We start from the raw sequence: 20,348 nt of genomic DNA on the forward strand, positions 1-20,348 counted from the left end.
GCCTTGACGTCGACGGCCGGACCGACGACAAGAAACACCAGCCGGGGCAACAGCGGCACCATGGTCATGCTGGCCGCCACGAAGGCGTCCGCCTCCGAACACAACGCGAGCACCACCGCCAGGGCGGCCATCAGCGCGACCCCGAGGGCGAGGTCGGTCGCCAGGTGCGCGAACACCCACTGCGGCACCGCCACATGAAGCAACGCCGCCGCCGCCGCGCCGAGCACCAAATACGATGCGGCCTGCAGGAAGTCGTGACGGGCCGCCTCGGTGAAGACCACCCATCGCGACTCACCCTGCGTCTGCGCGGCGGGCGGCCGGCGGGTGATCCATTCCGGCCGCCCCCAGCGCGACCACGCCCAGCCCATGACGACCGCGGTCAGCAGCGACGCCCCCATACGGGCGAACACCATCCTGGGTGCACCCGGAAACGCCACGGCCGTGGCCACCAGCACCACCGGGTTGATCGCCGGCGCGGCCAGCATGAACGTCAACGCCGCGGCCCCGGTCGCCCCGCCTTCGCCGAACAACCGGCGCGCCAACGGAACTGACCCACACTCGCAGCCCGGCAGCGCGACCCCGCCGACACCGGCCGCCACGACGGCCAGCGCCGGCCGGCGCGGCAACCAACGCGCCAACCGCTGCGGCGACACGAACGTCGCGATCAGCCCGCTGACCACCACCCCGAGCACCAGAAACGGAATCGCCTGCACGAAAACCCCGCAGAACACCGTGCCCACCGTCGAGAGGGCCGCACTGTTGAACACCGCGTTGCGCAGGGTCGTCGCGGCCAGCGCGCAGCCCAGCAGCAGGGCCACCAGCACTTCCATCGACCCCGGGCGCAACCTGCGCCCGGACTTCAGCGTCTGCACCGCGTCATTATCGCAGCGCACGCCGTGGTCGCGTCGGCCTCCGGGGGCCGTCCCGGTGCTAGGCGTTGCGATCGTCGCCGCGCGCCGCCGCGTCGTCGGGACTCCAGGTGCCGGGCGTCATCGGCACCGTTGGGCCACTACCGAACTCGTCAACGGCCAGCGTGGTCAATCCGGCCGCCGGGGCGACCGCGTCCCTGCGGGCGGTGCCGGCGAACCCGAGGGCCCCGGCACCCCGGTCCGATGCGAGCGGGGCGTCCCAGTCCGGGTCGACGTCGACGTTCATGTCCATGAACTCGTCACCGTGCCCGCGCTGCGTCGCCCGCCGTCGCCGCCGCGCGCGTGCGGCTTCCCGCGCGGCGGCGGCTGCCGCGGCGGCGGCGCTGTCCGGTTCGGGCGCTTTCCTCTTCGCGCTCGAGCTCGCGCCGGCGCTCATGCCCGAGCCGGTGCCCATCCCCGGGGGGCCGACGACGTAGGGAGGGAAGAAGCCCGCCGCGGGGGCGCCCGGAGCCGGCGGAGCCGGCGGCGCACTGGCCACCGTGCTCGTTGTCGGGGCGGGCGACGGCGCCGTGGCCGTGGCCGGAGCCGCGGCCGGTGCTGCGGGGCTGGGCGCGGTGGCGACGGCTGGCAACGCCGACGGTGCCGGCGCGGGGACCGGCACGGGCGCCGGCACGACCGCGGGGTGGGGTAGGCCCGCCAGGCCGGCCAGCCCGGCGAAACCGCCGACGGCACCGAAGGGGGCGGCCACGATCAGCAGCGCCGGAGCGAACAGTTCGGGCTGGCTGGTGAAGATCTCGAGGATGTGCGTCGGCCAGTCGAACAGCGCGAGCTGGACCAGATACTGAAAGGCCAACGCCGGATTGTGCACCAGGTAATAGCCGAACTGCTCGAAATCTTCCAGCAGCTCCAGGGCGCGCACCACCCAGAAGATGGGTTGCCCGGCGTTGGTGTAGGCGTCGTAGTCCAGCCCGTTCACCGTGCCCTCGGCGGGGTCCCAGTTGATGCCGAAGTTCTTCAGGATGTTGGCGATGAAGTCGTTGAACGGGTTGTCGATGGTGGGGTCGTGGTCCGGATCTTCCGAGTCGTCGTGTGAGGCATGAAATTTCACGATCGAGGGCGCCGGATCGGCCTGGGGTGTCGAAGCGACCGCCGCGGTGGACACCGCCTGATAGGTGGACATGGTAGTGGCCGCCTGCGTCCACATCCGCACGTAGTCCGCCTCGTTGACCGCGATGGGAATCGTATTGACGCCGAAGAAATTCGTCGCCACCAGCGCCCCGTGCACGACGTGGTTGGTGGCCAGCTCCGGCAGCGTGGGCATGACGGCCAGGGCCGCGGTATACGCCGCCGCCGCCACCTCGTGCTGACCGGCGGCCGTCGCACTGTCGGCGCCGGACTTCGTCAACCAGGCCAGGTACGGCGCGTGCGCGGCCGCGTAGGACTCACCGCTGGGACCCTGCCACGCCCCGGCCTGCACTCCGGCCAGCAAGGCGCTCAATTCTTCTGCGGCAGCGGCGTATTCGGCGCTCAGCTGCGACCAGGCGCCGGCCGCCGCCAGCAGCGGCCCGGGTCCCGGACCGCTGCTGAGCAACGCGGAATGCAGTTCGGGCGGCGAGGCCATGAAAATCGGGGCCGTCATCAGGCACTCCTCAGGCTGGAAGGGTTACCAGACTGAGGAGCCTAATGAATATGATTATCGTTTTCAACTGGCGGCCGGATCCGCCCTGCGCACTAGACCAGCGGCCGGCCCTTCTTGATCCTGCGGTCCAGGTCGTGCAGCAAGACGTTGAACGGGAACTGGCGGATGAACCGCGGTAGATACCGGTTCACCGTCGCCAGCACGGCGATCAGCCTGTCGAAGCGGCGCTGCTTGGTCGCGTCCCAGGGCAGCCGCATCTCGTCGCGGAACCGCTGCGGCAAGAACCCCGTGGTGATCAACAGCGCGAAGCTGTCGGAGAGGCGCTGCAGCCGAGCCGGCAGCTTGACGCCCCGAATGCGATTGGCGGCGATGGGAAAGAGGTACTCGCGCACGGCGTCGTCGATGTGGACCTTGGCCAGCGATTCCTCCCAGTAGCGGTCGAACGCCGCACGGTCGGCGGGCCACATCTTCGGCGGCACCTGCAAGGTGGTGGCCAGCGTCATGCCCTCGCGATAGTGACGATCGGCGTCCTCGCCCTCGAGTTCACCGATGAACATGCGGTAGATGTCCACCCCGCCCTTGTACAGGCACGCCCCCACCCACAGCTGCAGCTCGGGGTCGAAAGCGTTGTAGGCCACCGGGCTTTTGCTGTCCGGGGTCGAGTACACCTGTGCGTGAGCGCGATTCACCGCGCGGCGGAAGGCGTCCTTCTGGGCGTCGGTGCCGTTGGTCGCCACCGCCAGGTACGTGAAGGTGGTGCGGGCGCGCTTGATGGGGTGCAGGTCGACCCGGCCGCTTTCGACGCGGCTCTCCATCACGCCGTAGCCGACACCGGGCAGGGCCAGTTGCATGATCACGTTCGCCGGGCCGGCCAGCAACGCGACGCCCATCAATCCCTCGTCGATACCCAGCGCCCGCCGCCGCCGGCGCCGCTGCGGCCGGGGCGGGTCGGTGACCCTGCGCTCGACGTGCCCGATCGGCCGGTGCACCGGCTCGTGAATAGCCATTCGTCAGGTCCTCCCGCGGCGCCGGTCCGCTAATGTGCGAACGCTTGTTTCCTGATATTGTCGCGGCTGGGCGTTAGTGTCAAGATGGTTTCCATGAGCGAGACGTCCAGCGCACGGCCGTACCGCGGGGTCGAGGCCGCAGAGCGCCTGGCCACCCGCCGTAATCGGCTGCTCGCCGCGGGTCTGGACCTGCTCGGGGCCGAGCAGCAGAATATCTCGGCGGTCACCGTGCGCGGGGTGTGCCGCAGCGCCGGCCTGGCCGCCCGGTACTTCTACGAGAGCTTCGCCGACAAGGACCAGTTCGTCGCGTGCGTGTTCGACTGGGTCGTCGCCGAGCTGGCCGCCACCACACAGGCGGCGGTGGCCGCGGTGCCGGCCGGTGAGCAAACCCGCGCGGGCATGGCCAACATCGTGCGGACGATCACCGACGACCCCCGGGTGGGGCGCCTGCTGTTCAGCACGCAGCTGGCCGATCCGGTGATCGTGCGCAAACGTGCCGAGTCGAGCGCGCTGTTCGCCATGCTGTCCGGGCAGCACGTCGGCCAAGCGCTACGGGTTCCGGCGAACGAACGCATCAAGGCCGCCGCGCATTTTGTGGTGGGCGGCGTCGGCCAGACCATCAGCGCCTGGCTGGCCGGTGACGTCCGACTCGAACCGGATCAGCTCGTCGACCACTTGGCGGCGCTGCTCGACGAGCTCGCCGAGCCGAACCTGTACCGCCTCACCGAAACGGGCGCGGACGCTTAGCATCCCGCGGCTGATTCACACCCGGCTGAACGTCCGCCAGTCCCACGTCGCGGTCAGCGCGAAGTCGCTCAGCACACCGTAGATGGCTTGGCGCAACTCGTCATTCGAGTTTCGGCGGCCCAGCTGGTAGCCCAGGACGGAGACGAAGACCGTGCCGTCGACCCGCCCGGACAGCAATGCCAGCGCCCCGTTGGTGCGGTGCATCGTCGCGCTGGTCACGCCCGGGTACACCGACCTCATCGCGAAGCAGTCCGCCTCGCCGCCATCCGGTCGGTTCACCGCCGGATCCAGCACACCGAGATTGGACGAGACGACGGTGGTTGCGCCGCCGGTGACCACGCTGATCAGCCGCCGGAACAGCCGCTTGGGGATCAGCGGAACGAGCGGCAGCAACGCCCACCGCTCGTCGGGCACATCCTGATGGCGAACCAGGGCCTGCTTGATCACGGCGCGGATCTCGCGCAGGTCCGTGCCGATCGCCGAGGGCTGCAGCGTGACGTCGACGTTCGTGACCGCGTTGGCGCGGCTGTCGCCGGGGGTGCGCTCGTTGACGGGCATCCCCACGTTGACCGAGCCGTCTGCCGCGACGCGTCCCACTCGCTGGGCGAGGCGCGCCGCCATTCCCGCGAGCAGCGCGTTGCTGGTGCCGCCGAGGGCGCCGGCCCTCTCGTCCCACTCGCCGGCGTCGACGAAGAACGTCGTCGCGGGCAGGGTGATGGGATCGTCTCCGGCGGTCGGCGGTGTCGACGGCTTCCCGGCGGACGCGGCCTGCACCGCGTCACGGCCCTGACTGAGCATTCGGGCGGCCGCACCGACGGCACGACCGACATCGCCCGCGTCGCTTAGGGTTTGGCGCGCGTCTTCCCGTACTGCCCGCCACCGCCGCCGCGCCCCCGCGGCGGGCCAACGGATCGCGTCGCCACGCCCGGAAGCCGCATCCGCCAACGCCTCGCACAGCCCGACCCCGTCGGTGAGGCAATGCGTGGTGACCAGACTGACCGCCGCACCGCCGTCGGTGAACGGCAGCACCGCAAGGTGCCAGCCGGGCCCGTACTCGGCATCCGGACGCTGGGTGGCTTGTTCAGCCAGCCAGGCGTCGATCCCGTCGCGTGGCCGCGGCGCGCCGACGATCTCGAGGGCGCACCGGTCGTTCGGCGCCACCCAGCGATGCCGGCCGAACGGCAAGGGCGACCGCTCGATGCGGCGCGACAACCGTCCCCTGCCCAGCTGGTGATGGAACTCGCGCAGCCCGGCGATGTCGACGGCGCGGTCGTACACCCAGACGCATTGCAACAGGCTGGTGGCTCCCGTGGCCCGTTCGCCGAGAAAGAGGGTCTGATCGGCCAGGTCCAGCACGTTGCTCATGGTCAGGCCGCTTCGTTGTCGTCCGCGTTCGGCGCGACGGGGTAGGGCCCGTCCGAATTCGCTTGGGGCACGGCCACGACCGGCTCATCCAGGGTGGGCTTGGCGACGCGCACGAACGCCTGGGTCAGTGCCGCGATGTAGCGGAGCACCGACTCGCGCGCGATCGCGTTGTCCGGGAAGGACATCGTCACGGTGGTGTTCTCGGCCTGCCGGTTGATCCACATGTTGATCCCGCCGGCGGACAGGCTGTCGCCGTAGGTGCCGAACTTCGTCTCCGCCCACAGCCCGTTGAGGGGAATCTTGCGGAAGTCCAGGAAGGACAGCATCATCGGCAGCTGGGTGGGCAGCTTGATCCCCAGTTCGTCGGGGGTCGCCAACTCCAAGGCCCGCTCGACCGGCACGTCCGCGAGGCGCTGGGCGTCGTCAAACGACTTCTGCGCCGCCCTGGCCGCCTGGGCGAACGTCTCGCCGGCGATCGGCACGGTGATGGGAATCAGGCTGGCGAACCAGCCGACGGTCATCGTGTCGGTGCCCGGCACCCGGGTGTCCTTGGCCGTGAACCCCTGATACGTGTGTTTGCCGGTCAATTGGTGTTCGGCGAAACCCGCGCACGCCAGGACTCCCCCGATGAACCGGGCTCCGGCGGCGACGCAGGCGGCGTCGAAGGCCTCGGTCTCGGCGGCATCCATCAGTTCGACGGTCAACAGATCGCCCTTGGTGCTGGCCCAGATGTCACCGAGCGGCAGCGGGAAGCTCGGCCAGTCGCCGTCCGTGTCACGCGCGAAGGCGATCCAGTCCTTGATCTCCGGAGACGACAGGTCCAGGGCCGCCGCCTTATCGCGCTGCCGCGCAACGTAGTCGCGATAGCTGCGCACCTCGGGCAGCGCGGCGTGGGAGTGCCCCCCTTGCGCCAGTTCCTGATACATCAGGTGGATGTCGAGGAAGATGAGGGCGGCGGACAGTCCGTCGATGTGCAGGTGGTCGACGCTGGCGTAGAAGGTGAAATAGTCGGCGTGCGCGACGATCCCGTAAGTGAAGCAACCCCATTCCAGGGTGTGCGGAGTCGTGGTCAAGACGTGGTTGCGCGCCTGATCCGGGGTCATCTCCCCGAGCGCGACGGGGACGAATTCGATGGCTTCGGGGTCCTCGAGTTCGCGGCGCACAAAGATTCCGTTGTCGAATTCGAACCAGTAGTGATATGTGTCCTGGCGGCGCACATGGCCATTGATCGTCGCGGTCATCGCCTCGACGTCACAGGTTCCGGGGATGTCCCACGCCACGATCATCAATCGGGGAAGCGGCCGGTTCAGAGTCTTGCCGTGGTAAGCGGCCCAGAGGTGTTGATTCTGTTGATAACTCGGTGCCAGATCGCTTCGCCGGGCGGCGCGTGCCGCTTCAAGCGCCGTGGGCGCGGCCATCCACATGGTAACCGGGCCGTGTGGCGGCTGCCATTCGTTGATGTTTCCGAGTGCGACCATTTCGTCGAGTCCTTGTGCTGTGAGTACCGACATCTGTTGTGCGATCTGGGGGTGGTGAAAGTGCAATCAGCGCTTGGCGTTTGGCGCATCATCTGTTCGGTCTCAGGTTGAAAATCTCGCGACGTGTTCCCGGTATGTTGGGCTGAACTACCGCGTCGCTGCACCCCCTAGTGTCGCTGCTGTGGACGCTAGCTGACGGGGGTGAAGATTTCGCGGTTTTACGAAGACTCGCGTTCTCCCGCGTGATCATCTACGGTGCGGTAACCTTTCTCCGCCAACCGGTCGCATGGCTGGCTGGTGCGTACCAAATAGTATCCATGCGAAAGTCGGTCCGACGCCGGTTCGCCTGCCCGGGGCCAAGTCTCGGGAGAGCGTTGTTCGGCTCGTCTGACGGCCGGCACCGCCCCAACCGGAGCGGCTCCGGCCAAATCCTCAGCGCCTCACGGGAACAGCGGCAGATGCCACAGCCGCATGCCGGGGTGCAGCAGCCATAACCGCATCATGGTGAGCCGCAGGATGCGCACCGCGCTGGTGATCATGAAGATCGCCAGGGGCACCTCGATCAGCAGCGCCGTGATCACCGACAGCCAGATGTCCTTGGGCCCGGCGGTCATCAGGTCGAACCAGGCGTCGCACATCAGCAGAACCCCGGTGGTGAAGGCGGCGAGCACCAGCAGCTGACGACGCAGGTATCCGAGCACCGCCGTCGTCAACATGAACCCGACCAGCAGCACGTCGAAGCCGACCCAGGTGATCGGCCAGTTGTGCGCGACGTAGTTCTCCGGCAGCGTCACGGACAGGTACCCCAGCCACGGGACCATCGCCATGGAGCCACCGATCATCAGGCTCAAACGGATGCGCCGCACCCGGGCCAGGAACTCCGGGTCGATCAGCTCCCCCACCGGCTGCTCCAGCCGAGTGATCAGTTCCCGGCGTTGCTCAGCGGTCAACGCCGCGATCTGCGCGTCGGTCAGAATGCCGTCGGTCATGAAACCATCCTCCGGCTCGGCCCGGTGGGATCAGTGGGCGGCACCCACCGGGGGCCGGCGGTCCGCCGCGGTGCGGGGCACGGCCTTGGCCTCGCCGCTCTCGAATTCCTTCACCCAGCAGGCGAATTCGAGGGTGATGCCGTCGGGGTCCTGGAAATAGAACGAGCGCACGTAGACGCCGGGATGCACGGTCGCGGACACCTGCATGGGGCTCTCGTCGTGGTTGAGCACCGGCCCCACCCGCACCCCTTTGTCCTTGAGGCGCTGGCGATAGGCGTCGAATTTCTCGGCCGGCACGTGGAAGGCCAGGTGGTTCATGGTGCTGACGGCGCTGGTGATGTCGCCGATGCCCGGGATGGCGCCCGGCGACGAGATTCCGGGCACCCGGTCGGGGGCGTCGGCAAACCAGAAGAAGGCGACGCAGTCGCCGTTGCCGGCGTCGAAGAAGAAGTGCTGGCCGGCGCCGCCGGGTAGGTCGAGCGACTTGATCAGCGGCATGCCGAGGATATTGCTGTAGAAGTCCACGGTTTTCGCCATGTCCGAACACACCAGGGCGACATGGTTGATCCCGCCGAGTTCGAATTCCGGGTTGGTGTTGTGCGGCTTGATCATCTGGTGGCTCCCCTCGGTCCCGGCTTGACGATCCTGGCCAAGATCCAAATCTGAATCTAACATCAGTTTCAGTTTTGGCCCAGGGAGGTGCGTAGGTGTCGACCGCGGCGTCCCCTGCTGACCGCGACGGCCAGCCCGCCGAGCTCCCCACCCGTCGAGGCAGGCGGACGCAGGCCGCCATCGATATGGCCGCCCGCACCGTGATCGCGCGCAAAGGCGTGCTGGCCACGACCATCGCGGACATCGCCGCGGAAGCGGGCCGTTCGGCGGCGTCGTTTTACAACTACTACGACTCCAAAGAGGCGATGGTGCGCCAGTGGGCGCTGCGCTTTCGCGACGAGGCCACCGAGCGCGCGCAGTCGGTGACCGGACACGGCCTGTCCGAACGTGAACGCGCCTACGCCGCCGCCGCCGCGCACTGGCACACCTACCGCAACCGGCTCGCCGAGGTGATCAGCGTGTCGCAGCTGGCGATGATCAACGACGACTTCGCCCGGTATTGGGCCGAGATCTGTGAGATACCAGTCTCTTTCATCGCGGAGTCGGTCCGGCGCGCCCAGGCCGACGGCCACTGCCCCGACGACGATCCGCGGCTGATCGCCGAGGCCATCGTGGCGATGTTCAACCAGTTCTGCTACCTGCAGCTCGCCGGGGCGCGTGCGGTGGAACCCGACGACCAAGCGTGCGTCCAAACCCTGGCCAACATCTATTACCGGGCCATCTACGCGTCAGGAGGACCGCTGAATTGACTCGTCGTACCGGCGCCGGGGTGATCCGGGAATTCATCGGGCTGCCGTCGCGCACCGCGGGGCGTGCGGGCGCGGGCGGGCACCCCTGCCAAGGGCTGTATCACCGGGGGGTGGGACGCAAACCCAAGGTGGCGATGATCGCCACGCACTACCAGATCGACTTCTCCGAGCACTATCTCGCCGACTACATGGCCACTCGCGGTGTCGGGTTTCTGGGCTGGAACACCAGGTTTCGCGGCTTCGAAAGCAGCTTCCTGCTCGACCACGCGCTGGTCGACATCGGTGTCGGGGTGCGCTGGCTGCGCGAGATCCAGGGTGTGGATACCGTTGTGCTGCTGGGCAATTCGGGAGGCGGCTCATTGATGGCCGCCTACCAGTCACAGGCCGTGGATCCCAATGTCATTCCCCTGGACGGGATGCGCCCGGCGGCAGGGGTGACCGAATTGCCGCCCGCCGACGGGTACGTGGCCACCGCCGCCCATCCCGGACGCCCGGAGGTGCTCACCGCCTGGATGGACGCCTCCGTCGTCGACGAGAACGACCCCGTCGCCACCGACGCCGACCTCGACCTGTTCAACGAGCGCAACGGGCCGCCCTATTCGCCGGAGTTTCTCGCCCGATACCGCAGCGCGCAGACCGCGCGCAACCACGCCATCACCGACTGGGCCGAGACCGAGCTCAAACGCGTTCGCGCGGCGGGGTTTTCCGACCGGCCGTTTTCGGTGATGCGGACCTGGGCCGATCCCCGGATGGTCGACGCCAGGATCGAGCCCACCAAGCGGGCACCCAACATGTGCTACGCGGGCGCGCCGGCCAAGGCGAACCGCTCGGCGCACGGCATCGCGGCGGCCTGCACGCTGCGCAACTGGCTGGGCATGTGGAGCCTGCGGGTGGCCCAAACCCGCGCCGAACCGCACCTGGCCCGCATCACCTGTCCCGCCCTGGTGATCAACGCCGAGGCCGACACCGGGGTGTTCCCCTCGGATGCCCAACGCATCTTCGACGCGCTCGCCGGCACCGACAAGACGCAGGCCTCGGTGGACACCGACCACTACTTCACCACCCCGGGCGCACGCACCGAGCAGGCCGACATCATCGCCCACTGGATCAACAAGCGGTGGCGCTGATCGCCGCGAACGGCCGGTGGCGACCCGCGGCGCCCGGCAGCGGGAGGCCATGAGCCCATGTCGTCAACCAACCGACTGGTTGTTAGCTTGGAAGGTACTTGGCCGAAACGGCGTCCTGCAGCAACGGAAGGCGACCAATGCCGATCGCGATAAATCCCGAGCATCAAGAGCTGGCCGATTCCGTGCGATCGCTGGTGGCGCGCGTTGCGCCGTCGGAGACGCTGCACGCGGCCATGGAGACTCCCCTCGAGAACCCTCCGCCGTACTGGCAGGCGGCGGCCGAGCAGGGACTGCAGGGCGTCCATCTGGCCGAGTCCGTCGGCGGCCAGGGCTTCGGCATCCTCGAATTGGCCATCGTGCTGGCCGAATTCGGTTACGGGGCGGTGCCTGGCCCGTTCGTGCCGTCGGCCATCGCCAGCGCCCTGATCTCGGCGCACGACCCGGACGCGAAGGTGCTCGCCGAGCTGGCGTCGGGCGCCGAGATCGCCTCCTATGGACTGAATTGCAGTGCGCTGACCGCCACCCGGCACGCCAATTCGCTGGTGATCCGCGGCGAAGTCCGCGCGGTGCCCGCGGCGGGGCAGGCCACGCTGCTGGTGCTGCCGGTCGCGATCGACAGCGGCGAGGCCTGGGTGGTGCTGCGCGCCGATGAGCTCGAGATCGAGCCGGTGAGGAGCCTCGATCCGCTACGACCCATCGCCCACGTGCGAGCCAACGCCGTCGAGGTGGGTGAGGACGTCGTGCTGACGAACCTGAGCATGGCGACCGCGCACGCGCTGATGACGACGCTGCTGTCCGCAGAGGCCATCGGTGTGGCGCGCTGGGCGACCGACACCGCCTCGCACTACGCCAAGATCCGCGAGCAGTTCGGCCGGCCGATCGGCCAGTTCCAGGCCATCAAGCACAAGTGCGCCGAGATGATCGCCGACACCGAGCGGGCCACCGCGGCCGTCTGGGATGCCGCCCGCGCGATCGATGAAGCCCGCGAAAACAATTGGGACACAGCGGGTTCGCATGTCGAGTTCGCCGCCGCCGTGGCGGCGACGCTGGCGCCGGCGGCCGCCCAGCGCTGCGCGCAGGACTGCATCCAGGTGCACGGCGGGATCGGCTTCACCTGGGAGCACGACACCAACGTCTACTACCGCCGGGCCTTGCTGCTGGCCGCCTCCTTCGGCCGCAGTGCGGACTACCCGCAGAAGGTGGTCGACACGGCCACCACCACCGGGATGCGTGCGGTGGACATCGATCTCGATCCCGACACCGAGAAGCTGCGGGCGGAAATTCGCGCGGAAGTCGCCGCGCTCAAGGAGATCGAGCGTGAGCAACGCAAGGTCGCCATCGCCGAGGGTGGTTGGGTGCTGCCCTATCTACCGAGGCCATGGGGGCGGGGTGCCGGCCCGGTGGAGCAGATCATCATCGCCCAGGAATTCGCCGCCGGGCGGGTCAAGCGGCCGCAGACCGGGATCGCGACCTGGATCGTGCCGTCGATCGTGGCGTTCGGCACCGAGGAGCAAAAGCAACGGTTCCTGCCGCCGACCTTGCGCGGCGAAATGATCTGGTGTCAGCTGTTTTCCGAACCGGGCGCCGGATCGGATCTGGCCGGCCTCACCACCAAGGCCACCCGCACCGACGGCGGCTGGCGCATCACCGGCCAGAAGATCTGGACCACCGCCGCGCAGTTCTCCCAGTGGGGCGCGCTGCTGGCCAGGACGGACCCCAGCGCCCCGAAACACGCCGGCATCACCTACTTCCTGCTGGACATGACAAGCGAAGGCGTCGACGTCAAGCCGCTGCGCGAGCTCACCGGCAACGCCATGTTCAACACCGTCTACATCGACGACGTGTTCGTGCCCGACGAGTGTGTGCTCGGTGAGGTCAACCGGGGCTGGGAGGTCAGCCGCAACACGCTGACGGCGGAGCGAGTGTCGATCGGGTCCAGCGAGGCCAACTTCCTGGCCACGCTGGCCCAGTTCGTCGAGTTCGTCCGCGACGGCCACTTCGACCAGATCGCCCAGCATCGCGCCGGCCAGTTGATCGCCGAGGGTCACGCGGCCAAGGTGCTCAACCTGCGCTCGACGCTGCTGACGCTCGCCGGCGGGGATGCGATGCCGTCGGCGGCGATCTCCAAGTTGCTGTCGATGCGCACCGGCCAGGGCTATGCCGAATTTTCGGTCTCGTCGTTCGGCACCGATGCCGCGATCGGTGACCCCGACCAATTGCCCGGCAAGTGGGGCGAATACCTGTTGGCGAGCCGCGCCACCACGATTTACGGCGGCACCTCCGAGGTGCAGCTGAACATCATCGCCGAACGGCTGCTGGGCCTCCCGCGCGACCCGTAAGCCGTCGCGAAAAGTCTCCCAAACAGGGCCATGCCGACCTGACTAAGTCAGGCCGGCATGGGTCCCCCCATACGCGGTCGGCCATCCCGAGGGTTGGCGTGTCGGCGACGGCCGCTTACCGCGCGGAGATGGTGGTCACCACCACCAGTTCCACCAGTGCTGGGGGCCCCAGTAGCCACGGCCCCAGTTGCCGTGGCCCCAGTTGCCGTGCCCCCAGTTGCCATTTCCCCGACCATCATGGCCGCCCCATCCGCGACCGCCGGGGCGATCGGGGATGAAGCCCGGTCCGCTGTGCGGCCCGGCACTGGCGAAGCTGGTGGTGGCTGCGGGCGCAGGAGCGGCCGCAGCCGTGGGGGCGCCGCCGATAAGCAGCGCGCCGGCCACAGCCCCGGCACCTATGACACCTGCGGCCGCGCCGCGTAATGATCGCCCGAAGATCATTAGAGTCATTCCTTCCAACCACTTGCTATCGATAACAAAAACGTTAGTGGGACATTTCTGAGCAAACAAGTGCAATTCGCTTTTTGGATTGTGAATTAGATAACAACGACGCCGTACCGGGCCGAATACTACCGCCTATTTCCGATGCGAATTTATGCAATTCAGTTCTTCATAAATACTGATGCCGACGCCACACCATCCCAGTTTGCCCAGCTCAAGGACAATCTACTGAATTACTGGCTCACCGAACGCGTATCTACTGACGTCCGCTTTCACGCATTATCGCATTCGCTGATTCCGCGCCCTTCACGTCGAATTTGTCCACGCCATTCAGCATCACACGCAACCGGGTTACATGCAGACAGCTACATTTATCCATTTGCGAGAGAATCTGCGGAACGGGCCGGCGTGCGCGGCACGCAACTGCGGTTCGACGCGCCCGGCGGCCGACCGGCCCCCGGGCGGCCCGGCGACGCGACTTACGCTGGCCTCGGTGACAGAATCAGTATTGACACAACGGCACCGAGCGCTGATTTACTGATTGGCACTCACGGAGGAAGACACCGAAGTGAACTTCAACAGCAGCCACAGCGGACCCAGCGTCGGAGCCTTTCGCGCCCCCAACTCGGCCGGCGGCCCGTCGGGAGACGCCGCGCCGACCGAACGCCTCACCAGCCTCGGGCAACCGGGCGGCCACCGCATCGCCGCCCAGCCGGCCGCCCAGCCGGGTCGCACCCAGCGGACGCGTCGCACCGTGGACCTGCCGGCGGCCACGCACCGGGCGCTCGACATCTGGCAGCGGGAGGCGGCCGACCGGCTGGGGGTCGCCCGGGTGACCGGCCAGGAGGTCCTCACCGCGCTCATCGACCAGCTCCTGGTCGATCCGAAGCTCACAGCGCAGATCACCCGCGCCATCAAAGACCGCCGCTGACTCGCTTGGCGCCAGCCGTACCGGGCTAGTCGACGTCCATTTCGCGCAGCTCGCGCTTGAGGATCTTGCCGGTCGGGTTGCGCGGCAGTTCGTCGAGGAAGACCACCTCACGCGGCACCTTGTAGCGGGCCAGGTGGTCGCGCACATAGTGCTTGACGGTGTCCTCGTCGAGGTCGGCGCCGTCCTTCTTCACCACGAAGGCGCGCAGCCGGTGGCCCCATTCCTTGTCCTCGACGCCGATCGCGGTCGCCTCCACGACGTCCGGATGCCCGGTGATGAGGTCCTCGACCTCGGCCGGGAAGACGTTCTCGCCGCCGGAGACGATCATCTCGTCGTCACGCCCGCTGATGTAGAGCAGGCCGTTCTCGTCGAAGTAGCCGACGTCTCCCGACGACAACAGGCCGTCGATGACCTGCTTCTTGCCGCCCCCGGTGTAACCCTCGAACGGGAAGGCGTTGCCGACGAAGATGCGCCCGACGTCGCCCTGTGGCAGCTCCTTGCCGTTGTCGTCGAAGATCTTGACCTTCACACCCTTGACGACCGGACCCACCGTCGAGGAGTTGAATTCCAGGTGCTTGGGCTCGGCGATGGTGGCGAAGGCGATCTCGGTGGAGCCGTACATGTTGTAGATGACCGGGCCCAGGTCCTTCAGGCCGCGCTCGGCCAGGTCGGCTCCCAGCGCCGATCCCGATACGAACACGATCTTCAGGCTGGACAGGTCGGGCTTCTTGTCCATCTTCTCGATCGTGTCGAGAATCCGCGACAACATCACCGGGACGACGACCATCGCGGTCACCTTGTACTTCTCGATGTCTTCCAGCACGTGTGGCGGCTTGAACTTCCGGCGTAGCACCAGCGTCGAGCCCAAGAACATCGCGATCGTGCCATGCAGGAATCCCAGCGCGTGGAACATCGGCGCGGGCAGCGAGGTCACCTCGTTGGCCTTGAACGGGACATGCGACAGGATGCCGCCGATGGGCGCCAGCGTCGGCGGGGTGCTGCGGTTCGCGCCCTTCGGGGTGCCGGTGGTGCCGCTGGTCAGGATGATGATCGACGAGTGCTTGCTCGCCTTGGGCGCGGGCTTCTTGTCGCTGCGCTCGATCAGGTCGGCCAGCGTCTCGTCCTCGCTGCCCGACGGCTCGTCGCTGTCGGGGTTGGTCCCGAGCGCCCGCAGCTTGCCCAGCTCCGGCGATGCCTTGCTGACCGCCTTGGTGTACTCGTCGTCGTAGATGACCAGCTTGGCGCCCTCTCGCTCGGACACCTCCTTGATCTGCGGTCCGGAGAACTCGCTGTTGAGCAGGATGATGCGGGCGCCCACCCGGGCGGCGCCGAAGTAGGCGATCAGGAACCAACGCGTGTTGCGGGCCAGGATGGCGACGCCGTCGCCGCCCTTGACACCCTTGTCGATCAGCCCGTTGGCGACCGCGTGCGCGGCGTCGTCCAGCTCCTTGTAGGTGAATTCACCCTCTTCGTCGATGCACGCCGCGCGGTCGGGATGGCGCCTGGCGTTGAGCGCCGGCAACATGCCGAACTCGCCCCACTTGTAGATGTCGGCGGCCATCGCCGCGTAGTTCTGCGGCGGCTCGATCCGGAAGGCACCCGATTCGAAGATTTTGCGCACGTAGTGCAGTTCGGCCGAGCCGCGTTCGACGTATTGCTGAACTTTCGCGGCGGCCTGACCGGGGAGGCCGAGGAGGTTAGGCATGGAATCCACCTTATGTGACGTCCGTCTCAGTACGGCCAGAAATTCTGGCGAATTAGCATGAACCGCATGACCCGTCCGGTTTCGCTGGAGGTGGCCGGGCGCCAGGTCACGATCACCCATCCGGACAAGGTGGTGTTCCCCCGCGCGAGCGGCCGCGAAACCACTGGATTCTCCGGCGGCCCGTACACCAAGCTCGACCTGGTCCGCTATTACCTGTCCGTCGCCGACGGCGCGCTGCGCGGTGTGGCCGGCCGCCCGATGATCCTGAAGCGCTTCGTCAAGGGCATCACGGAAGAAGCGGTGTTCCAGAAGCGCGCCCCGGCCAAACGGCCGGACTGGATCGACGTTGCCGAACTGCGTTACGCCCGAGGCACTTCCGCCGCCGAAGCGGTGATCCACGACGCCGCGGGGCTGGCCTGGGCCATCAACCTGGGCTGCGTCGACCTCAACCCGCACCCGGTGTTGGCCGACGACCTCGATCACCCCGACGAACTGCGGGTCGACCTGGATCCGATGCCCGGGGTCTCCTGGCGACGCATCGTGGACGTCGCGCTGGTGGCCCGCGAGGTGCTCGAGGACTACGGCCTGACCGCGTGGCCCAAGACGTCGGGGTCGCGCGGCTTTCACATCTATGCCCGCATCGCGCCGCGCTGGGAGTTTCGCCAGGTGCGGCTGGCCGCGCAGACCGTTGCCCGCGAAGTCGAGCGGCGCGTGCCCGAGGCGGCGACCAGCCGTTGGTGGAAGGAAGAACGCGAGGGCGTCTTCGTCGACTTCAACCAGAACGCCAAGGACCGCACGGTCGCGTCGGCCTACTCGGTGCGGGCGACGCCGGACGCGCGAGTCTCGACGCCGCTGCACTGGGACGAGGTCGCCGGTTGCCGGCCCGAGGCGTTCACCATCGACACCGTGCCCGCCCGGTTCGCCGAACTGGGCGACCCCTGGGCCGGGATGGACGACGCCGTCGGCGCACTCGACCGGCTGCTGGTGCTGGCCGAGGAGATGGGGCCGCCCGAGCGCGCCCCGAAAGGGTCGGGCACGCGCGGCAAGGGCACCGGCGGCAGGCGGCAGTCGGCGATGCCGCTGATCGAGATCGCCCGCACCAAGACCAAGGACGAGGCGATGGCGGCGCTGGACGTCTGGCGCGAGCGCTATCCCGCGGCGGCCGGCCGGCTGCAGCCGGTCGACGTCCTGGTCGACGGGATGCGCGGGCCCAGTTCGATCTGGTACCGGATCCGGATCAACCTGCAGCACGTTCCCGAAGACCAACGGCCTCCGCAGGAGGAGCTGATCGCCGACTACAGCCCTTGGAAAAAGGAGGGGCAGGGATACGGCGGCCGGCAGAAGCCGTCCTGACGCTAGATCCCCACCCGCGTGATCGCGTTGTGCTTGCGCAGGTAGCAGTACCAGGTGACGCCGAGCAGGGCGAGGAAGAACACGATGTAGAACCGCAGCGCCGGTTCGATGCTGCCGAACTCCGATTTCGACCACGCGTAGGCCAGCGGGACCACGAACCCGCCGAACGCGCCCACCGCCGAGATGACGCCCAGCGCACCGGCGGCCTGGCGGCGCATGCCCACCATGGTGTCGGGGTCGCCCCCGGCCAGCTCACCCTTGATCTTGAAGATCCGCGAGATCATCCGGTAGGTCGAACCGTTGCCGATGCCGGTGGCGACGAACAGGAACATGAAGCTGGCGAAGAAGGCCGGCAGGTTGACCGCGTTGACCGACCACAGCGCCGCCGCCGCCCCGATCGCCAGCATCACGAAGCTGGCCGCGGTGATGCGGGCGCCGCCGATCCGGTCGGCCAGCTTGCCGCCGAGGGGCCGGATGACCGATCCGATGCCGGCACCCAGGAAGGCCCACGCCAGGGCGATGTCACCGCGCCCGAAAACCGTCTTGAGCAGGGTCGGGAAGGCGGCCGAGTAGCCGATGAACGAACCGAAGGTGCCGATGTACAGCAGCGACATGATCCAGGTGTCGGGGTGCCGCAACGACTCCAGCACGGGCTTCACGTCGGCTTTCGCCTCGGTGAGGTTGTTCATGAACAGGAAGGCGCAGATCGCGGCCACCACCGCGAGCGGCACGTAGAACAGTCCGGCGCGCGACAGCGCCATCCCGCCGCCGGCGATGACGATCGGCGGGATGATCTTCTGCACCACCGCCACCCCGATGTTGCCGCCGGCCGCGTTCAGGCCGAGCGCCCAGCCCTTGTCCTTCTCCGGGTAGAAGAACGAGATGTTGGCCATCGACGAGGCGAAGTTGCCGCCGCCGAACCCGGCGGTCGCGGCGATCGCCACCAGCGCGGCGAACGGGATGCCGGGATGGCTCACCGCCCAGGCCAGCAGCAGGCAGGGGATCAGCAGCAGCGCCGCCGAGATGGTCGTCCAGTTGCGACCGCCGAACAGCGGAACCGCGAAGGTGTAGGGCAGCCGCAGGAACGCCCCGACACCGCTGGGCACGGCCACCAGGCACAGGGCCTGGCTGGCGGTCAGCGCCCACCCGGACGCGGCGGGGTGCCCGTGCGCCCCGGCCGTCATCTGCACCACCACGATGCTCCACAGCATCCACACGCTGAAGCCGACGTGCTCGGCGAAGATCGAGAAGATCAGGTTCCGCCGGGCGATCGGCTTGCCGGTGGTCTCCCAGAATTCGGGGTCTTCGGGCCGCCAGTCATCGATCCAGTGCCGCCCCTTGCGAGACTCGCGCGGTGGCGCGGGCTGCGATGCCGGGGTGATGGTCGAGGTCATCTGGTGGGACTCCTGGCTTGAATGGGGCGCGGGCAGTGACCACTCGACGCTAAAGAGGCACTGTTACCGGACTGCGTGTGCACAGTTACGTGGGCGATACGCAGAAATTGCAGCGGCCAGAACCCGTTTGTCAGAACTCTGCAACGCAAGATGTCGCGAACCCACGGCGAGGGCTCGATGCGCGACAATCGGCTCATGCAGGTGACTGAGGCTCCCCTGGGCCTACGGGAGCGCAAAAAGATCAAGACCCGCCGCGCCATCCGGCGCGAGGCGTTTCGCCTCATCGAGGAGAACGGCTTCGCCGCGACCACCGTCGAACAGATCGCCGAGGCGGCCGACGTGTCGCCGAGCACCTTCTTCCGCTATTTCCCGTCCAAGGAATCGCTGCTGCTCGCCGACGACCTGGACCCGCTGATCCTCGAGGCGTTGAAGGCCCAGCCGCTCAACCTGTCTCCGGCCCAGGCCTTCCGCCGGGCCTACGCGGCCGTCATCGCCGAGTTGCCCGACGACCAGCTGGAGTTCGAGAGCACCCGGCAGCGGCTGATGTTCTCCATACCCGAGCTCAAGGCGGCGATGTACGACGAGTACTACCGCACCGTGACGGTCGCCGCCGAGGCGATCGCGCACCGAATCGGCCGTGCCGCAGACGATTTCGAGGTCCGGGTGTTCGCCGGCGCGTTGACGGGTGCCATGATGGCCGCCTTCGACAGCGCCCCCAAGACCGCCGACACCATCTATCGGGCCCTGGATTTCATGGACGCCGGCATGCCGCTCGGCTAAGGGCCTCAACAGCGCGGCGATGCATTTGTGCGGGCGGAACGCGATACTCTCACGCGATGCGACAGGGATGGAATCGACGGGGATTCTTGCAGCTCGCAGGGGCTGCCGGGGTCGCCGCGATCGGCGGCGCGACCGCGCTCTCCGAGCTCGTGGCGGGGTGCTCGTCAAGCAAACCGGCTCCGGGCGCCACCCCGGGCTCGGTGACGATCACCCACCTGTTCGGTCAGACCGTCATCAAAGAACCACCCAAGCGCGTCGTCAGCGCCGGCTACACCGAGCAGGACGACCTGCTCGCGGTCGGGGTGGTGCCGATCGCGGTGACCAACTGGTTCGGTGACCAACCATCCGCGGTCTGGCCGTGGGCCACGCCCAAGCTCGGCGGGGCGCAGCCGACGGTGCTGAACCTGGACAACGGCATTCCCGTCGACCAGATCGCCGGCCTGAAACCGGATCTGATCGTGGCCGTCAACGCCGGCCTGGACGCCGACACCTATCAGAAGCTCTCCGCGATCGCCCCGACCGTCGCCCAGTCGGACGGCGACGCCTTCTTCGAGCCGTGGAAGGAGCAGGCCACCACCGTCGGGCAGGCGGTCTTCCAGGCCGACCAGATGAAGTCGTTGATCGACGGCGTCGACCAGAAGTTCACCGACATCGGCAAGAAGAATCAGCAATGGACCGGCAAGAAGGCGCTGCTGATGCACGGCGCGCTGATCGGTGCCGAAGGGTTTGATGCTGTCGGAGATGACCAGGCCCATCTGGTTCAGAAAGTCCGTCCGCCAGCCCGCCATGGTGGCTACGACCGTGCCCTGCCACAGCGCGCCGT

At 67.9% G+C, this 20,348-nt stretch carries 17 protein-coding genes; 8 read left to right on the forward strand and 9 right to left on the reverse strand.

The genetic code is table 11. From position 1 onward, the window contains the following. From A5646_RS07705 to A5646_RS07715, 3 genes are all read right to left on the reverse strand, one after another. Positions 1-872 (reverse strand): permease (locus A5646_RS07705; protein WP_067021020.1); only part of this gene is annotated, 872 nt, incomplete at its 3' end. A gap of 58 nt (positions 873-930) precedes the next feature. After that, complete coding sequence (locus tag A5646_RS07710) at positions 931-2,508, reverse strand: PPE family protein (protein WP_067020991.1); 1,578 nt, start codon at positions 2,506-2,508, stop codon at positions 931-933. A 92-nt stretch (positions 2,509-2,600) separates the two neighbouring features. After that, a complete protein-coding gene (locus tag A5646_RS07715; protein ID WP_066881373.1) occupies positions 2,601-3,515 on the reverse strand; it encodes an oxygenase MpaB family protein in 915 nt (304 codons plus the stop codon). An 84-nt stretch (positions 3,516-3,599) separates the two neighbouring features. On the opposite strand from A5646_RS07715, the gene A5646_RS07720 reads away from it, so the two are divergent. Further along, the gene (locus A5646_RS07720) at positions 3,600-4,262 is read left to right on the forward strand and encodes a TetR/AcrR family transcriptional regulator (protein WP_067020995.1); all 663 of its coding nucleotides are present in this window, start codon (positions 3,600-3,602) and stop codon (positions 4,260-4,262) included. Between the two features lie 15 nt (positions 4,263-4,277). Here A5646_RS07720 and A5646_RS07725 read toward each other — a convergent pair whose 3' ends face one another. The 4 genes from A5646_RS07725 to A5646_RS07740 form a co-directional block, all read right to left on the reverse strand. After that, a complete protein-coding gene (locus tag A5646_RS07725; protein WP_066881369.1) occupies positions 4,278-5,627 on the reverse strand; it encodes a hypothetical protein in 1,350 nt (449 codons plus the stop codon). A 2-nt stretch (positions 5,628-5,629) separates the two neighbouring features. Then, on the reverse strand, positions 5,630-7,105 hold the full coding sequence (locus tag A5646_RS07730) for a condensation domain-containing protein (RefSeq protein WP_067020998.1): 1,476 nt from the start codon (positions 7,103-7,105) through the stop codon (positions 5,630-5,632). A gap of 440 nt (positions 7,106-7,545) precedes the next feature. Continuing rightward, positions 7,546-8,094 carry a hypothetical protein gene (locus A5646_RS07735; protein WP_066881365.1) on the reverse strand — a complete coding sequence of 183 codons (549 nt, stop codon included), beginning with the start codon at positions 8,092-8,094 and terminating at the stop codon, positions 7,546-7,548. A gap of 30 nt (positions 8,095-8,124) precedes the next feature. Further along, on the reverse strand, positions 8,125-8,706 hold the full coding sequence (locus tag A5646_RS07740) for a VOC family protein (protein WP_067021001.1): 582 nt from the start codon (positions 8,704-8,706) through the stop codon (positions 8,125-8,127). A gap of 185 nt (positions 8,707-8,891) precedes the next feature. On the opposite strand from A5646_RS07740, the gene A5646_RS07745 reads away from it, so the two are divergent. From A5646_RS07745 to A5646_RS07760, 4 genes are all read left to right on the forward strand, one after another. Then, entirely contained in the window at positions 8,892-9,455 is a 564-nt protein-coding gene (locus tag A5646_RS07745; RefSeq protein WP_197505144.1) for a TetR/AcrR family transcriptional regulator, read from the forward strand. Then, positions 9,452-10,582: an alpha/beta hydrolase gene (locus A5646_RS07750; protein WP_067021007.1), complete on the forward strand. Its 1,131-nt coding sequence runs from the start codon at positions 9,452-9,454 to the stop codon at positions 10,580-10,582. The genes A5646_RS07745 and A5646_RS07750 overlap by 4 nt, the downstream gene beginning before the upstream one ends. A 137-nt stretch (positions 10,583-10,719) precedes the next feature. Then, positions 10,720-12,921, forward strand: coding sequence for an acyl-CoA dehydrogenase (locus A5646_RS07755; RefSeq protein ID WP_067021010.1), 2,202 nt, complete (start codon positions 10,720-10,722; stop codon positions 12,919-12,921). A 1,009-nt stretch (positions 12,922-13,930) separates the two neighbouring features. Then, positions 13,931-14,293 (forward strand): ATPase, encoded by a 363-nt coding sequence (locus A5646_RS07760; protein WP_066881377.1) that lies wholly within the window; start codon positions 13,931-13,933, stop codon positions 14,291-14,293. 25 nt (positions 14,294-14,318) lie between these two features. Here A5646_RS07760 and fadD2 read toward each other — a convergent pair whose 3' ends face one another. After that, positions 14,319-15,998 (reverse strand): long-chain-fatty-acid--CoA ligase FadD2, encoded by a 1,680-nt coding sequence (gene fadD2, locus A5646_RS07765; RefSeq protein WP_067021014.1) that lies wholly within the window; start codon positions 15,996-15,998, stop codon positions 14,319-14,321. A gap of 57 nt (positions 15,999-16,055) precedes the next feature. On the opposite strand from fadD2, the gene A5646_RS07770 reads away from it, so the two are divergent. Beyond that, positions 16,056-17,351, forward strand: coding sequence for a DNA polymerase domain-containing protein (locus A5646_RS07770; protein WP_067021017.1), 1,296 nt, complete (start codon positions 16,056-16,058; stop codon positions 17,349-17,351). Between the two features lie 2 nt (positions 17,352-17,353). Here A5646_RS07770 and A5646_RS07775 read toward each other — a convergent pair whose 3' ends face one another. Then, positions 17,354-18,745, reverse strand: a complete 1,392-nt coding sequence (locus A5646_RS07775; RefSeq protein ID WP_066881353.1) for a NarK family nitrate/nitrite MFS transporter — start codon at positions 18,743-18,745, stop codon at positions 17,354-17,356. Positions 18,746-18,940: 195 nt separating this feature from the next. Here A5646_RS07775 and A5646_RS07780 point away from each other — a divergent pair, with 195 nt between their 5' ends. Together A5646_RS07780 and A5646_RS07785 are read left to right on the forward strand one after the other, a co-directional pair. Then, positions 18,941-19,525: a TetR family transcriptional regulator gene (locus A5646_RS07780; protein ID WP_066865332.1), complete on the forward strand. Its 585-nt coding sequence runs from the start codon at positions 18,941-18,943 to the stop codon at positions 19,523-19,525. A 56-nt stretch (positions 19,526-19,581) separates the two neighbouring features. Next, positions 19,582-20,348 (forward strand): ABC transporter substrate-binding protein (locus A5646_RS07785; protein WP_197505143.1); only part of this gene is annotated, 767 nt, incomplete at its 3' end.

Origin of the sequence: Mycobacterium sp. 1245499.0 (assembly GCF_001673615.1) — a bacterium.
Lineage (GTDB): Bacteria > Actinomycetota > Actinomycetes > Mycobacteriales > Mycobacteriaceae > Mycobacterium > Mycobacterium europaeum_A.

Excerpts from the sequence above, each read along its gene's own strand:
- A5646_RS07710 (WP_067020991.1), bottom strand. The coding sequence starts at position 2,508 with ATGACGGCCCCGATTTTCATGGCCTCGCCGCCCGAACTGCATTCCGCG.
- A5646_RS07715 (WP_066881373.1), bottom strand. The coding sequence starts at position 3,515 with ATGGCTATTCACGAGCCGGTGCACCGGCCGATCGGGCACGTCGAGCGC.
- A5646_RS07720 (WP_067020995.1), top strand. The coding sequence starts at position 3,600 with ATGGTTTCCATGAGCGAGACGTCCAGCGCACGGCCGTACCGCGGGGTC.
- A5646_RS07725 (WP_066881369.1), bottom strand. The coding sequence starts at position 5,627 with ATGAGCAACGTGCTGGACCTGGCCGATCAGACCCTCTTTCTCGGCGAA.
- A5646_RS07730 (WP_067020998.1), bottom strand. The coding sequence starts at position 7,105 with ATGGTCGCACTCGGAAACATCAACGAATGGCAGCCGCCACACGGCCCG.
- A5646_RS07735 (WP_066881365.1), bottom strand. The coding sequence starts at position 8,094 with ATGACCGACGGCATTCTGACCGACGCGCAGATCGCGGCGTTGACCGCT.
- A5646_RS07740 (WP_067021001.1), bottom strand. The coding sequence starts at position 8,706 with ATGATCAAGCCGCACAACACCAACCCGGAATTCGAACTCGGCGGGATC.
- A5646_RS07745 (WP_197505144.1), top strand. The coding sequence starts at position 8,892 with ATGGCCGCCCGCACCGTGATCGCGCGCAAAGGCGTGCTGGCCACGACC.
- A5646_RS07755 (WP_067021010.1), top strand. The coding sequence starts at position 10,720 with ATGCCGATCGCGATAAATCCCGAGCATCAAGAGCTGGCCGATTCCGTG.
- fadD2 (WP_067021014.1), bottom strand. The coding sequence starts at position 15,998 with ATGCCTAACCTCCTCGGCCTCCCCGGTCAGGCCGCCGCGAAAGTTCAG.
- A5646_RS07770 (WP_067021017.1), top strand. The coding sequence starts at position 16,056 with ATGAACCGCATGACCCGTCCGGTTTCGCTGGAGGTGGCCGGGCGCCAG.
- A5646_RS07775 (WP_066881353.1), bottom strand. The coding sequence starts at position 18,745 with ATGACCTCGACCATCACCCCGGCATCGCAGCCCGCGCCACCGCGCGAG.
- A5646_RS07780 (WP_066865332.1), top strand. The coding sequence starts at position 18,941 with ATGCAGGTGACTGAGGCTCCCCTGGGCCTACGGGAGCGCAAAAAGATC.